Raw genomic sequence first — 14,152 nt, forward strand, 5'->3', positions numbered from 1 at the left:
AGAGCGTGTCTGACATTCTTCGCAAGATCGAGGCCTACAAGCGCGACGAGATCGCGGCGGCAAAGGCACGCGTGCCGTTGGCCGAAATCAAGGTCCGGGCAAAAGATGCCGACGCACCGCGCGGTTTTCTTGCCGCACTGGAAGCGAAGCGCAAATCCGGCGCCTTCGCGCTGATCGCCGAGATCAAGAAAGCGAGCCCCTCCAAGGGTCTGATCCGTGCCGATTTCGATCCACCGGCTCTGGCGCAGGCCTATGCCAAGGGTGGTGCTGCCTGTCTTTCGGTGCTGACCGATGCACCGTCCTTCCAAGGTGCGCCTGAATTTCTCACCCGGGCGCGAGCCGCCGTCGCGCTGCCGGCGCTGCGCAAGGATTTCCTGTTCGATCCGTATCAGGTCTACGAAGCCCGCGCCTGGGGCGCGGATGCCATCCTGATCATCATGGCCAGCGTCGACGACGCCCTGGCGAGCGAACTCGAGGCGACGGCGTTCGAACTCGGCATGGATGCACTGGTCGAAGTGCATGACGAGACCGAGACGCAGCGCGCGCTAAAATTGTCGTCGCGACTGATCGGCATCAACAACCGCAATCTGCGTACATTCGAGACCAGCCTCGACACTTCCATGCGGCTGGCGACAATGGTGCCGGCCGACCGCTTGCTGGTCAGCGAGAGCGGTATTTTCTCGCATGACGACTGCCTCAGGCTGCAAAAGAGCGACATCGGCACTTTTCTTGTCGGCGAGAGCCTGATGCGGCAACAGGACGTCACCGCGGCGACGCGCCTGCTTCTGACAGGCAAGGCTTTGGCCGAGGCTATCTGACGATGGTATCAGGCCTTACCCATCTCGGCGCGCAGGGCGAGGCCAACATGGTCGATGTCGGCGACAAGGAAGAAACAACGCGCACGGCGATCGCCGAAGGCTTTGTCGCGATGCAGCCCGAGACGCTGAAGATGATCCTCGCCGGCAACGCCAAGAAGGGCGATGTGCTCGGCACCGCGCGCATCGCCGGTATCATGGCGGCGAAGAAGACGCATGAACTAATCCCGCTCTGCCACCCGCTGCTTTTGACCAAGGTTTCCGTCGACATCGAGCCCGACCATGCTTTGCCGGGCCTGAAGGTCACAGCACTCGCCCGCGTCACCGGCAAGACGGGTGTCGAGATGGAAGCGCTGACCGCCGCTTCGGTAGCCTGCCTGACCATCTACGACATGGCGAAAGCAGTCGACCGCGCCATGGTCATCACCGGCATCCGCCTGGTCGAAAAGACGGGTGGCAAGTCGGGTGACTACAAGGCGAGCGCCTGATGGCGCTGGTTCCTATCGCGGAGGCGCTTGAACGCCTGCTCGATGGTGCGGCACCTCTAGCCGGCGAAAGCGTTCCTCTGTTCGAGGCGGTGGATCGTGTTCTGGCGGAACCGGTCGTTGCTCTTCGCACCCAGCCGCCTTTCAATGCTTCCGCCATGGACGGCTATGCGGCGCGCGCCGCCGACGTCACGTCGGTCCCATCCAGGCTGTCGGTGATCGGCATAGCGCCGGCTGGACGTGGCTTCGACGGCACGGTCGGCCAGACGCAGGCCGTGCGCATCTTCACCGGCGCGCCGCTGCCCGAAGGCGCCGACACCATCGTCATCCAGGAGAATGTCCGCGACCTCGGCGGCGGCGATATCGAAGTGATCGAGCCGACAGCGCAATGGCGCAATATCCGCCGCATCGGCCTCGATTTTTCAACAGGCGACATGCTGCTGGAGAAAGGCCGCTTGCTCGACCCGGCGGCACTGTCGCTGGCAGCATCGGCCAACCATCCCCGGGTCAGCGTGGTGAAACGGCCGCTGGTCGCCATTATCGCCACCGGCGACGAATTGCTGCCGCCGGGCAGTGATCTCGGCCCGGACCAGATCATCTCGTCCAATGCCTATGGCGTCGCTGCCACCGCACACTCGGTCGGCGCCCGCGCGCTCGATCTCGGCATTGCCGCCGATCGCAAGGAGGCTATCGCTGCCCTGATCAGACAAGCGGTCGCGGCCGGTGCGGATGTCATCGTGACGCTTGGTGGCGCCTCGGTCGGCGATCACGACCTGATCCACGACGTGCTGACCGGCGAAGGCATGACGCTCGGCTTCTGGAAGATCGCCATGCGCCCCGGCAAGCCGCTGATGTTCGGCCGCCTCGGCGATATCAGGTGCATCGGCCTGCCCGGCAATCCGGTGGCAAGCCTGGTCTGCTCGCAGTTGTTCCTGAAGCCGCTGCTGGCGCGGCTCGGCGGCCGCAATCATCGACAGGACGTTCGCCAAGCGCGATTGGGCGCCGCAATGCCGGCCAATGATTTGCGCCAGGACTATGTCCGAGCCGTGGTCAGGGAAGATGACGGCGTGCTGGTGGCGACGCCGTTCGGTATCCAGGATTCCTCGATGCTGAGAATGCTGGCCGACGCCAACGGGCTGATCGTGCGGGCGCCGTTTGCCCCTGCAGCAGCCGCGGGCGAGGCTTGCAGCGTTTTGATGCTGCGCTGAGGAATCCCGAACAAGCCATTCATAACAGACGAGAAAATGATCCCGGCTCTAGTTCGAGATCAGGCTCTGCGTCAGCGGATGCGCCGGGTCGGCAAGGCCGTCGACAATGCTGTAATGATGCCGGTCGGGCTCGATCACGACGCTGGTGGTGGCGCCGAGGCCGGTCCAGATATTGGCAAGCAATGCATTTTGACGCAGAAACTCAGCGCGCTCGCCACCACCGGCCCAGCAGGTGATGCGGGCGCCGTCCATGGGTCGCAGCAGCGCCGGACTTTCAGCCAGCGCCTCTTCTTCGTCGATTGCCAGTGCCTTGTTCATCCCGGTGCGGATGATCGGACGCAAATCGTGGAGGCCTGAAATCGAAATGACGTGGCGTATGCGCCGCGCCACATCGGCAGCCAGCGGCGTTGATATCGTCACCATCCGGGTGGCAAGATGGCCGCCGGCCGAATGCCCGGTCAGCATCAGCGGTCCGTCGACCATTGCCGCCGCCTCGCCGATCGCCGCACCAATCTCCCTGACGATGCCGGCGATGCGTATGTTCGGGCACAGCGTGTAGGAGGGCATCGCCACGGCGAAGCCACTGCCGACCGCGCCATTGGCGAGGTGCGACCACAAGCTCTTGTCGGTCTCCAGCCAGTAACCGCCATGGATAATCACTACCAGCCCTTTGGGCGCGGCCCTGGGAAGGAAAAGATCGAGCCGATTGCGCGGTCCGTCGCCATAGGCGATGTCGAGCCGCGCCCGGCCCTGCGCCGACAGCGCATCGCGGAATGCTTGCGCTGGCTCCGCCCATGCAGACGGCCAGCGATCACTGCCGGCGATGTTGGCGCCGTTGGCATAGGCATCATCCCAATCGACGATGTGACGTTCGAACATCTGCGCCCTTCCCCAAAACGGCATCGCTACTTGCTAGCAATGGCCACCGCCATGCCATGCGTCAATGCCCTGAGCAAAAACATTTTAGGCTTGAAACAAATTTCGACTGGTGCGATCCTGCCCCGACGAACAGCCGACAATGGGAGGTCTGCTGTGCTGCCCAAAACCTGCAATGTGTACCCTTTCTGGGGGCATCCCCGAAGCAGGTGCGACGGCGACACCAAGCCTTCTCAAAAACAGGACTTTTAGATCCACCACAGCCAGCCAAGGCGCGTCGCGCACTGGCCAGGCAGCAGACGGGAGAGCGGCGACATGCTTGGGCCTTCAGCGCATATCGACACGTTCACGCGCGATCACCTGCCGCCGCCGGAGCAATGGCCTGAAATCCTGCTCGACGGCTTCGACTATCCCGAACGCCTCAACGCCGGTGTCGAACTGACCGACAGGCTGGTCGAAAAAGGTCTCGGCGACCACACCGCCCTCATCGGCAATGGCCGCCGCCGCACCTACAAGGAACTATCCGACTGGACGAACAGGCTGGCCCACGCGCTGGTCGAGAATTATGGCGTCGAGCCCGGCAACCGGGTGCTGATCCGCTCGGCCAACAACCCCGCCATGGTCGCCTGCTGGCTGGCCGCCACCAAGGTCGGTGCCGTGGTCGTCAACACCATGCCGATGCTGCGCGCCGGCGAACTCGCCAAGATCGTCGACAAGGCCGAGATCACCGTCGCGCTCTGCGACACCAGGCTGATGGACGAGATGACCGTGTGCGCCAAGGACAGCGCGTTCCTCAAGCAGGTCATCGGTTTCGACGGCACCGCCAACCATGATGCCGAACTCGATCGTGCCGCTCTCGACAAGCCGGTGACGTTCACCGCAGTCGACACGGGCCGCGACGATGTCGCCCTGCTCGGCTTCACCTCGGGCACGACAGGCGTTCCGAAGGCGACGATGCATTTCCACCGCGACCTCCTGATCATTGCCGACGCCTATGCACGCGAAATCCTGGAGGTGACGGCGGACGACATCTTCGTCGGCTCGCCGCCGCTGGCCTTCACCTTCGGCCTTGGCGGGCTCGCTATCTTTCCCCTGCGCTTCGGTGCGGCGGCGACGCTGCTGGAGCAGGCGACGCCACCCAACATGATCCACATCATCGAGACCTACAAAGCGACGATCTCCTTCACCGCGCCGACTGCCTACCGCGCCATGCTGAAGGCCATGGATGAAGGTGCCGACCTGTCGTCGCTGCGCGTCGCCGTTTCGGCCGGCGAAACCTTGCCCGCCCCGGTTTTCGAAGAGTGGACGCAAAAGACCGGCAAGCCGATCCTCGACGGCATCGGCGCCACCGAAATGCTGCACATCTTCATCTCCAACCGCTTCGATGACATGAGGCCTGCGTCGACCGGCAAGCCGGTGGGCGGCTATGAGGCGCGCATCGTCGATGACGAGATGCGCGAGGTGCCGCGCGGCACGACCGGCAGGCTGGCGGTGCGCGGCCCGACCGGCTGCCGCTACATGGCCGATGACAGGCAGAAGGAATATGTGCGCGACGGCTGGAATCTCACCGGCGACACCTTCACGCAGGACGAGGACGGCTTCTTCCATTTCGCCGCGCGCTCCGACGACATGATCGTCAGCGCCGGCTACAACATTGCCGGACCCGAGGTCGAGGCAGCACTGTTATCGCATCCGGATGTTTCCGAATGCGCGGTGATCGGTGCAGACGATGCCGAGCGCGGCCAGATCGTCGAGGCGCATGTCGTGCTGGCGCAGGGGGTGGCGCCTGACGCGTTGACCACCAAGCGCTTGCAGGACCATGTCAAAACGACGATCGCCCCTTATAAATATCCACGGTCAGTAAAATTCATCGCCGCTCTGCCCAAGACCCAGACCGGCAAGATCCAGCGCTTCCGGCTGCGCACGGAGAAAATCAATTGAGCGAGCCATACGATCCGGCGTCCGAAGGCGCCCAGATGTCGTTCAAGGAGCGCATGTCCTACAGCGACTACCTGCACCTGGAGAAAGTGCTGGAGGCCCAGACGCCGCTGTCATCGGCGCATGACGAGATGCTGTTCATCATCCAGCATCAGACCTCTGAACTCTGGATGAAGCTTGCTCTGCACGAGATTGGCGCCGCGATCCGTTCCATCCGCGCCGACCGGCTCGAGCCGAGCTTCAAGATGCTGTCGCGCGTTGCGCGCATCTTCGAGCAGCTGAACAATGCCTGGGACGTGCTGCGGACGATGACGCCCAGCGAATACACCGAGTTCCGCGACGCGCTCGGCCAGTCCTCGGGTTTCCAGTCCTGGCAGTATCGCGCCATCGAGTTCATGGCCGGCAACCGAAACCTGGCAATGCTCGGGCCGCACAAGCATCGGCCCGACCTGAGCGGGAAGCTGGAAGCGATCCTGGCCGAGCCGTCGCTCTATGACGAGGCACTGCTGCTTTTGGCGCGCAACGGATTCGACATCGGTGCCGATGCCAGGCGCACGGACTGGCGTGAGACGCGAACCGAGAATGAAGAGGTGCTGGTCGCCTGGCAGACCATCTACCGCGATCCGCAGCGCTACTGGATGTTCTACGAACTGGCCGAGAAGCTGGTCGACTTCGAGGATTATTTCCGCCGCTGGCGCTTCAATCATGTCACCACGGTGGAGCGCATCATCGGCCTGAAACGCGGCACCGGCGGCACGTCGGGTGCTTCGTATCTGAAGAAAATGCTCGAGGTCGTGCTGTTCCCGGAACTGTGGACGGTCCGCACCCGGCTCTGACATCATCGAAATGAGAACAGGCACACTGAGGGGACGCGCTGTGGCGGAAAACCCTTCGCGAACAACCGGGGACTGACCGACCATGAGTGGAATTCCTGATCTCGCCGCAGTCGAAGCGATGGATGCCACGGATCCGCTGCGGGCCATGCGCGACCGTTTCATTCTGCCGGAGGGGATGATCTATCTCGACGGCAATTCACTGGGGGCAGCGTCTCATGCCGTTTTCAGCGAGCTGCAGCAGGCGGCGACCCAAGAATGGGCCCAGGATCTCATCCGAGCTTGGAACACCGCCGGATGGTTCGAGATGCCAATCGAACTCGGCGACCAGCTCGGACGCCTGATAGGAGCCGCGGCCGGCCAGACCGTTGTCTGCGACACGACATCGACCAACATCTACAAGGTGCTGCATGCGGCGCTGGAGATGCGGCCCGGCCGGTCGGCCATCGTCGCCGAAGGTGACAGTTTTCCCACCGACCTGTACATCGCCGAAGGCGTGGCCTCGACCCGGGATGGCGTCCTGCTGCGCCTCGCGGGTGTCGACGCGCCGACCATCGAAGAGCTGATCGACGAAAACGTCGCGGTGGTGCTGGTCAATCACGTCAATTACAAATCGGGTGAACTGCGCGACATGGCGGCGCTGACGCGCAAAGCTCATGCGGCCGGAGCGCTGATCGTCTGGGATCTTTGCCACACCGCCGGCGCCCTGCCCGTCGAGCTCGATCACGCAAATGCCGATTTCGCCATCGGCTGCACCTACAAGTACCTCAACGGCGGTCCGGGCGCACCGGCCTTCATCTATGCCGCGCAGCGCCACCACGGCGATATCAGCCAGCCGCTCAGCGGCTGGTGGGGCCATGCGCGGCCCTTTGCCTTCGAACGGGGTTATGTTGCCGGCACCGGCATCCGCCGCTTTTTGTGCGGCACTCAGCCGATCCTGTCGATGCGGGCGCTCAAAGGCGCGCTTGCCATCTGGAATGACGTCGACATGGCGGCATTGCGAAAGAAGAGTGTCGCGTTGACAGAACTGTTCATCCAGCTCGTCGAAGCCAGGTGCGGCGCCTACGGTCTCACGCTGGAGACCACCCGCGACGCGACCAGGCGCGGCAGCCAGGTGTCGTTCCTTCACGATCACGGCTATCAAATCATGCGGGCGCTGATCGAGCGCGGCGTCATCGGTGATTTTCGTGCGCCATCGACCATCCGTTTCGGCTTCACGCCGCTCTATGTCGGCTACAAGGATGTGTGGCTGGCGGTTGAGGTGCTGGAGGATATTCTGCGCACGGGCGCATGGAAGGACCGCCGTTTCGCGGTCAAGGAAGCCGTTACCTGACGCAACGATCCCCGCGATCCACCGCCGCCGCCCTCACTGCCTGGCAGATGACGGAGGGCTGAATTTCCAGCCACAAATGCCAACAGACGTTGGCGTTTTGGCTCCGTTTCGTTCACGGCAAACGAACGTCCCGAAGATTGATATCGTCCTTTGTGGAGGTCGATAGACTAATAATGCCAAGCCTTGGGTCGAGGATGAGCCACAGGTCATTAACCATAATAATTTCAATGTGAGCAGGCGCATCGCCGTGCCTAGCGCCTGTTGATCGCGACCCGCTGGCAAGCGCCAAATAATTTCAGCAGCCTTAACAAATTCATTAAACTTTAAACGGTTGCAGAACACAACTGGAACAGATAGGGTTTGTTCTGGGTTTGTTTTTCGATTCTGGTTTCAGGTAACCTGGGGGCCGCCATGCTGACGCGCAAGCAACATGAACTGCTGATGTTCATCCATGAACGCCTGAAGGAGAGCGGCATTCCGCCATCCTTCGACGAGATGAAGGAGGCGCTTGACCTTGCCTCCAAATCCGGGATTCATCGGCTGATCACCGCACTTGAGGAGCGCGGCTTTATTCGCCGGTTGCCCAACCGGGCACGCGCGCTGGAAGTGCTGCGATTGCCGGACTCGATCGCGCCCGGTCTCAACGCGGCAAAGAAGTTTTCGCCAAGCGTCATCCAGGGCAGTCTCGGTCAGGGTGGCGCCCTTGGCCGGCAGATCAAGCCGGCGCCTTCGCGGATGCCCTCGCCCGGCAATGATGACGATGCGGTCTCCGCCGTGTCGATCCCGGTCATGGGCCGTATCGCCGCCGGTGTGCCGATCGATGCCATCCAGCATCAGACGCATTCGATCTCGGTGCCGCCGGACATGATCATGGGCGGCGCCCACTATGCGCTGGAGGTCAAGGGAGACTCGATGATCGAGGCCGGTATCTTCGACGGCGACACCGTCATCATCCGCAATGCCGACACGGCGAGCCCCGGCGAGATCATCGTGGCGCTGGTCGATGAAGAGGAAGCGACGCTGAAGCGGTTCCGCCGCAAGGGCGCTTCGATTGCTCTCGAAGCCGCCAATCCGGCCTATGAAACCCGTATTTTCGGCCCGGACAGGGTCAAGGTGCAAGGCAAGCTCGTCGGCCTGATCCGCCGCTACTGAGGCGGCTGTGGGTTGGCCGCTGGCTTCTCCGGTTTCTTGAAGGGTGCCAGCCCCCTTGCCTCACGAGAGTATTTGCGTTGCGTGTGCCAGGGCCGATATGGGCTGTCCACCGCGAAGCTGATCGTCGCCGGCGTGGTCGCCGATTGGCGATCGAAGAAGACCGCGGCACTGCCTTTGCGAGCCAGTTGCCGCTTGGTGATGACGAGAACCAGCGGATTGTGACAGGCGTCATACGCGGTGGCGTCATTGATGACGATCAGCTCGGCGAAGCCGCAGGCTTTCCAGGTGTCCTTGCGGTCCTCGACATAGGCAATGATCGCACCGGACATGTGCCTGGCCACGCAAACGCCTGAGGAGCAATAAAACGGCGATCCCAGCGGCAGATCAACGGCATCCGCGACATCGAATTGCCCATCGCTGTTGTCGAACACCTCTGGCACGACGATGGTTTCTGATGTCAGGGCGCGTTTCCAGTTGTCGACGGTGAATTCGTTCGGCCGTTCCCGGCTGACGGCAAGCTCGCCGCCACCGATCGGCAACGCCACCAGCCGGGCGTCTTCCGAGATCAGCACATCCGGCGTGCGCGTATCCGAGACGGTCAGCAAGCCTGCCAGCGCGAGTGGCAGAGCAGCGAGCCGCAGCCAAGTTGTCGCCATCGTCGCGATGACCAGGGCAATTGCCACCAGCAGGACCGAGTGTTGGGAAATCAGCCCGACTCCATCGACAGGCGAACGCTCGGAGATCCAGCCCGATATGGCGATCATCATCGTCAGGCCCTTGCCCATCAGGTAGAGAGCCGGCCAATCCAATCCGAAAGGCATCAGCAGCGCGCTGGCGACGGCCAGGAACATGACGACGGTGACGATCGGCATAACCGCGAGATTGGCAAACAGGCTGAGCGGCGACACACGCTGAAAATGCCAGATGGCAAACAGCGTCGTGGCGCTGCCGGCGATGATCGAGGTCATGGCAAGGCCGGTTGCCGCCAGCACGAACTTTCGCGTCAGGAAACCGGGCATGGATCGCTTTGGCGGCGGCGGCCTTGCTTTTCCCGCGCGGTGATCGGCCCAGCCGGCATAGGCGCCGACCAGAGCCGCGGTCGCGGCGAACGACATCTGAAAACTCGGGCCGACCACCTCATGCGGCGACACCACGATGACGGCGATCGCCGAGATCGCCAGATTGCGCATGGTGAGTGCTGCTCGATCGAACAGCACGGCAATCAGCATCACCGCCAGCATGATGAAGCTGCGCTCGGCGGCAACGACGACTCCAGAGATGATGAGATAGGCCGCGATCGAGAACAGCGCGGCGGCAGCGGCATACTTCTTGACCGGGCGACGCGCGGAAAAGTCGGGAAACAAGGCGAAGGCGCCGCGCAGCAATCCCATGATGGTGCCCGCGACCAGCGCCATGTGCAGTCCCGAAATGGAGATGATGTGGTAGATGCCGGTACGTCGCATCGCCTCATTGATCTCATCGGGAATGCCGGCGCGCACGCCGACGATGAGCGCCGCGGCGATCTCGCCTTCGGCGCCGCCGACGCTGGCCCTGATATGGTCGGCGATACCTTCACGGGCTTTTTCCACACTGGAGGAAATTCGGGCCGACAGCGGCATGTCGCCATCGTCGCTAACGACAAGCTTTGGATTGCCGAGAAAGAATCCGCTGCCGCCGATGCCGGCAAAATAGCTGTCGAAGGAGAAATCATAGCTGTCCGGCCGCACCGGCCCGGTCGGCGGCAAAAGCTTGGCATATCCGGTGATGAGGGAGCCGGCGGTCACGTCAGCCGGGATCTTGCGTGCCGAAAGCCGCACACGTTCCGGCGCATAGCGCAGTTTCGGCCTGGCGGTCGAGATCACGTCGATGGTCAACCGGATACGACCGCTCTCCATACGGTCGAGCGAAACGACGCGGCCGGTGACTTGCGTCGAAATTTCCGAGCCCAACATTTGTGTGCCCGCACGCCACGTCTCGACCTTGGCAGCAAGCAGTCCTAGGGCGCACAAAAGTGCGGCCATGGCGCACAGATGGGTCTTTGACCATGAACGCGAGACCAGCGCACAGATCCCCGTCAGAATGACAACCGCGACAGGTCTCGCAAAGTCAGGCTCCGCCGCCAGCGAAAAATAGCCGATCGCTCCGATCGCCAGGCAGACCGGCACCAGCAGGAAGGCCACGCCCCGGTCGAGTTCCAGGCTCGCCGCCGTGTTCACGCTGTGGCGCAGGCGAGGCAGTGATGTCAGGCTGATTTGCCGGCGCACGCGAACGATCCTGCCGGTTTCGGCAACAGGAACAGAGGCGGCGACATCCGCTTGTAACGGCGCTTGGCCGGGATCCGGCAGGAGGGGCGATGGCAATGGCAGAGGCGCAAAGAGGGACCGTTCGCTGACGCCGATGGCAGCGTCCTCGCCCTGATCCGAGCCCCAGCCTCGTCCAGCCATCGGGTCTGCCCCTTGCGCCCTCGACACCCTATGCTACATGAACGCCGGGCGCGCGAAAGTCCGCGCAACCGCACCCCGCTTCAGATGGTTTCCGAGAGTTCCATGTCCGACAAGGTCGTCACCCGTTTTGCCCCCTCGCCCACCGGCTATCTGCACATAGGCGGCGCGCGCACGGCGCTGTTCAACTGGCTGTATGCAAAGCACACTGGCGGCACGATGCTGCTGCGCATCGAAGACACCGACCGTGAACGCTCCAATGAAGCCGCGACGGCTGCCATCCTCGACGGGCTTTCCTGGCTTGGCCTGAGCTGGGACGGCGAGCCGGTGTCACAGTTCGAGCGTGCGCCGCGCCACCGCGAGGTGGCTGAGGAGCTCGTGCGCATGGGCATGGCCTATTATTGCTATGCCACGCCAGCCGAACTGGAGGCCATGCGCGAGGCTGCCAGAGCCAAGGGGCTGCCGCCCCGCTATGACGGCCGCTGGCGCGACCGCGACCCCTCAGAGGCGCCCGCAGGCGCCAAGGGCGCCATCCGCATCAAGGCGCCGACCGAAGGCGAGACCATCGTTCATGACCGTGTCCAGGGCGACGTGCGCTTTCCCAACAAGGATCTCGACGACTTCATCATCCTGCGTTCGGACGGCAATCCCACTTACATGCATGCCGTCGTCGTCGACGATCATGACATGGCCGTCACCCACATCATTCGCGGCGATGATCATCTGACCAATGCCGCCCGCCAGACCGTCATCTACAACGCCATGGGCTGGGACGTGCCGTCCATGTCGCATATCCCGCTGATCCACGGCGCCGATGGCGCCAAGCTGTCGAAGCGGCACGGCGCGCTTGGCGTCGAGGCCTATCGCGCCATGGGCTACCTGCCGGAGGCGCTGCTCAACTACCTGGCGCGCCTTGGCTGGAGCCATGGCGACGACGAGATCATGTCGATCAAGGATATGATCTCGTGGTTCGACATCGGCGATGTCAACAAGGGCGCGGCGCGCTTCGACTTCGCCAAACTGGAAGCGATCAACGGCGCGCATATGCGCCGCATGAGCGATGCCGAGCTGTTCGACATCTTCATCGCCACCCTGCCCTATCTCGAAGGTGGCCCGGCGATCGCAGCACGCCTGAAGGACAGCACCAAGGCGCAGTTGCTGGCAGCGCTTCCGGGCCTGAAGGAGCGCGCCAAGACGCTGGTCGAGCTCGTCGACGGCGCGGCCTTCCTGTTTGCCACGCGACCGCTGCCGATCGACGACAAGGCGGCCCTTCTGCTCACCGACGATGCCCGCAAGATCCTGCGCAGTGCTCACGAAGCTTTGAACGGGCTTGCGAGTGACTGGACAGCCGCCTCGGCGGAGGCGGCGATCCGTGAGGTGGCTGCGGCCGGCAGTCACAAACTCGGCGCGGTGGCCCAGCCTTTGCGCGCCGCTTTGACCGGCAAAAGCACCTCGCCGGGCGTGTTCGATGTGCTCGCCGTGCTCGGCCGCGAGGAAAGCCTGGCGCGCATCTCAGATCAAATCGATTAGGAGCAAACTGGCCCAAGAAGATTGGCATTGAAAGGCGGGTTTCGCAGTGCAACATTAGGCCTTGGCCCAATCTGGCACGCACCTCCTGAAATGCGGTGGCGAATACGCGCATTGCGGTGATTTTCGACGTGTCGCTCTGCAGAATTTTGCCTTTGCCGGCATGAGGAAACAAGAAGGAGTTTGCAATGACCGAAGCTGCGAAAAAAATGGATTTGGGCGGCAAGACCCAGGAGGCCACGGCAACGCTTGCATTCGCCGGCAAGACCCATGAATTCAAGGTGCGAAGTGGTTCGGTCGGGCCTGATGTCATCGACATCGCCTCGCTCTACTCCACCACCGGCGCTTTCACCTACGATCCCGGCTTCACCTCGACGGCAAGCTGCGAGTCCGAAATCACCTTCATCGACGGCGACGCCGGCGTCCTCCTGCACCGCGGCTATCCGATCGACCAGTTGGCCGAACATGGCGACTTCCTCGAGGTCTGCTATCTCCTGCTCTACGGTGAATTGCCGACCAAGGCGCAGAAGGACGATTTCGATTACCGCGTGACGCGCCACACCATGGTGCATGAGCAGATGTCGCGCTTTTTCACCGGCTTCCGCCGCGACGCGCATCCGATGGCGGTGATGTGCGGCGTGGTCGGCGCGCTGTCGGCCTTCTACCACGACTCCACCGACATCTCCGACCCCTACCAGCGCATGGTTGCCTCCATGCGGCTGATCGCCAAGATGCCGACGATCGCGGCGATGGCCTACAAATACCACATCGGCCAGCCGTTCATTTACCCGAAGAACGAGCTCAACTTCGCCGCCAACTTCCTGCACATGTGCTTTGCCGTGCCGTGCGAGGAATACAAGATCAACCCGGTGCTGGCGCGCGCCATGGAGCGCATCTTCATTTTGCACGCCGACCACGAGCAGAACGCCTCGACCTCGACCGTTCGTCTCGCCGGCTCGTCGGGCGCCAACCCGTTTGCGTGCATCGCCGCCGGTATAGCCTGCCTGTGGGGACCGGCGCATGGCGGCGCCAATGAAGCGGCGCTCAACATGCTTGGCGAGATCGGCCATGTCGATCATATCCCCGAATTCATCGCCCGCGCCAAGGACAAGGACGACCCCTTCCGCTTGATGGGCTTTGGCCACCGCGTCTACAAGAACTACGATCCGCGCGCCAAGATCATGCAGAAGACGGCACATGAGGTTCTGGGCGAGCTCGGCATCAAGGACGATCCGCTGCTCGACATCGCCATGGAGCTGGAAAAGATCGCGCTGACCGATTCCTATTTCATCGAGAAGAAGCTCTACCCGAATGTCGACTTCTATTCCGGCATCACGCTGAAGGCGCTGGGCTTTCCCACCACCATGTTCACCGTGCTGTTCGCGGTCGCCCGCACCGTCGGCTGGATCGCCCAGTGGAAAGAGATGATCGAGGATCCGCGCCAGAAGATCGGCCGCCCGCGTCAGCTCTATACCGGCGCACCCGAGCGTGACTACGTGCCGATCGCCAAGCGGTGAATTGGGAGTAGGGATTGGGGATTGGGC

At 62.8% G+C, this 14,152-nt stretch carries 11 protein-coding genes; 9 read left to right on the plus strand and 2 right to left on the minus strand.

Annotated features, from left to right (window positions below; genetic code table 11):
* The first annotated feature begins 5 nt into the window (after window positions 1-5).
* Genes trpC through NKI69_RS12985 form a run of 3 tightly spaced genes read left to right on the plus strand, consistent with a single transcriptional unit; the run spans window position 6 to window position 2,508 of the window.
* On the plus strand, window positions 6-818 hold the full coding sequence (gene trpC / locus NKI69_RS12975; RefSeq protein WP_128303633.1) for an indole-3-glycerol phosphate synthase TrpC: 813 nt from the start codon (window positions 6-8) through the stop codon (window positions 816-818).
* Window positions 819-820: 2 nt separating this feature from the next.
* Entirely contained in the window at window positions 821-1,303 is a 483-nt protein-coding gene (gene moaC / locus NKI69_RS12980; RefSeq protein WP_023812913.1) for a cyclic pyranopterin monophosphate synthase MoaC, read from the plus strand.
* Complete coding sequence (locus tag NKI69_RS12985) at window positions 1,303-2,508, plus strand: molybdopterin molybdotransferase MoeA (protein ID WP_128303632.1); 1,206 nt, start codon at window positions 1,303-1,305, stop codon at window positions 2,506-2,508. The genes moaC and NKI69_RS12985 overlap by 1 nt, the downstream gene beginning before the upstream one ends.
* Window positions 2,509-2,556: 48 nt before the next feature.
* Here the strand turns inward: NKI69_RS12985 and NKI69_RS12990 are convergent, their stop codons facing one another.
* On the minus strand, window positions 2,557-3,387 hold the full coding sequence (locus NKI69_RS12990) for a hormone-sensitive lipase (protein WP_128303631.1): 831 nt from the start codon (window positions 3,385-3,387) through the stop codon (window positions 2,557-2,559).
* Window positions 3,388-3,699: 312 nt separating this feature from the next.
* Here NKI69_RS12990 and NKI69_RS12995 point away from each other — a divergent pair, with 312 nt between their 5' ends.
* The 4 genes from NKI69_RS12995 to lexA all read left to right on the plus strand — a co-directional run bounded on the left by NKI69_RS12995 (window position 3,700) and on the right by lexA (window position 8,640).
* On the plus strand, window positions 3,700-5,325 hold the full coding sequence (locus NKI69_RS12995; protein WP_352721546.1) for an AMP-binding protein: 1,626 nt from the start codon (window positions 3,700-3,702) through the stop codon (window positions 5,323-5,325).
* Window positions 5,322-6,158, plus strand: coding sequence for a tryptophan 2,3-dioxygenase (kynA, locus tag NKI69_RS13000; RefSeq protein ID WP_027036649.1), 837 nt, complete (start codon window positions 5,322-5,324; stop codon window positions 6,156-6,158). The genes NKI69_RS12995 and kynA overlap by 4 nt, the downstream gene beginning before the upstream one ends.
* 82 nt (window positions 6,159-6,240) lie before the next feature.
* Complete coding sequence (gene kynU / locus NKI69_RS13005) at window positions 6,241-7,488, plus strand: kynureninase (protein WP_352721548.1); 1,248 nt, start codon at window positions 6,241-6,243, stop codon at window positions 7,486-7,488.
* 411 nt (window positions 7,489-7,899) lie between these two features.
* On the plus strand, window positions 7,900-8,640 hold the full coding sequence (lexA, locus tag NKI69_RS13010; protein ID WP_013531746.1) for a transcriptional repressor LexA: 741 nt from the start codon (window positions 7,900-7,902) through the stop codon (window positions 8,638-8,640).
* Here the strand turns inward: lexA and NKI69_RS13015 are convergent.
* A complete protein-coding gene (locus tag NKI69_RS13015) occupies window positions 8,634-11,084 on the minus strand; it encodes a ComEC/Rec2 family competence protein (RefSeq protein ID WP_352721550.1) in 2,451 nt (816 codons plus the stop codon). The two genes, lexA and NKI69_RS13015, sit on opposite strands and share 7 nt — an antisense overlap.
* 102 nt (window positions 11,085-11,186) lie before the next feature.
* Here NKI69_RS13015 and gltX point away from each other — a divergent pair, with 102 nt between their 5' ends.
* Complete coding sequence (gltX, locus tag NKI69_RS13020) at window positions 11,187-12,611, plus strand: glutamate--tRNA ligase (RefSeq protein WP_352721552.1); 1,425 nt, start codon at window positions 11,187-11,189, stop codon at window positions 12,609-12,611.
* A 185-nt stretch (window positions 12,612-12,796) separates the two neighbouring features.
* Window positions 12,797-14,125, plus strand: coding sequence for a citrate synthase (gene gltA, locus NKI69_RS13025; RefSeq protein WP_352721554.1), 1,329 nt, complete (start codon window positions 12,797-12,799; stop codon window positions 14,123-14,125).
* The last annotated feature ends 27 nt before the right edge of the window (window positions 14,126-14,152 follow it).

The organism is Mesorhizobium sp. M0491 (assembly GCF_040321265.1).
Classification (GTDB): domain Bacteria; phylum Pseudomonadota; class Alphaproteobacteria; order Rhizobiales; family Rhizobiaceae; genus Mesorhizobium.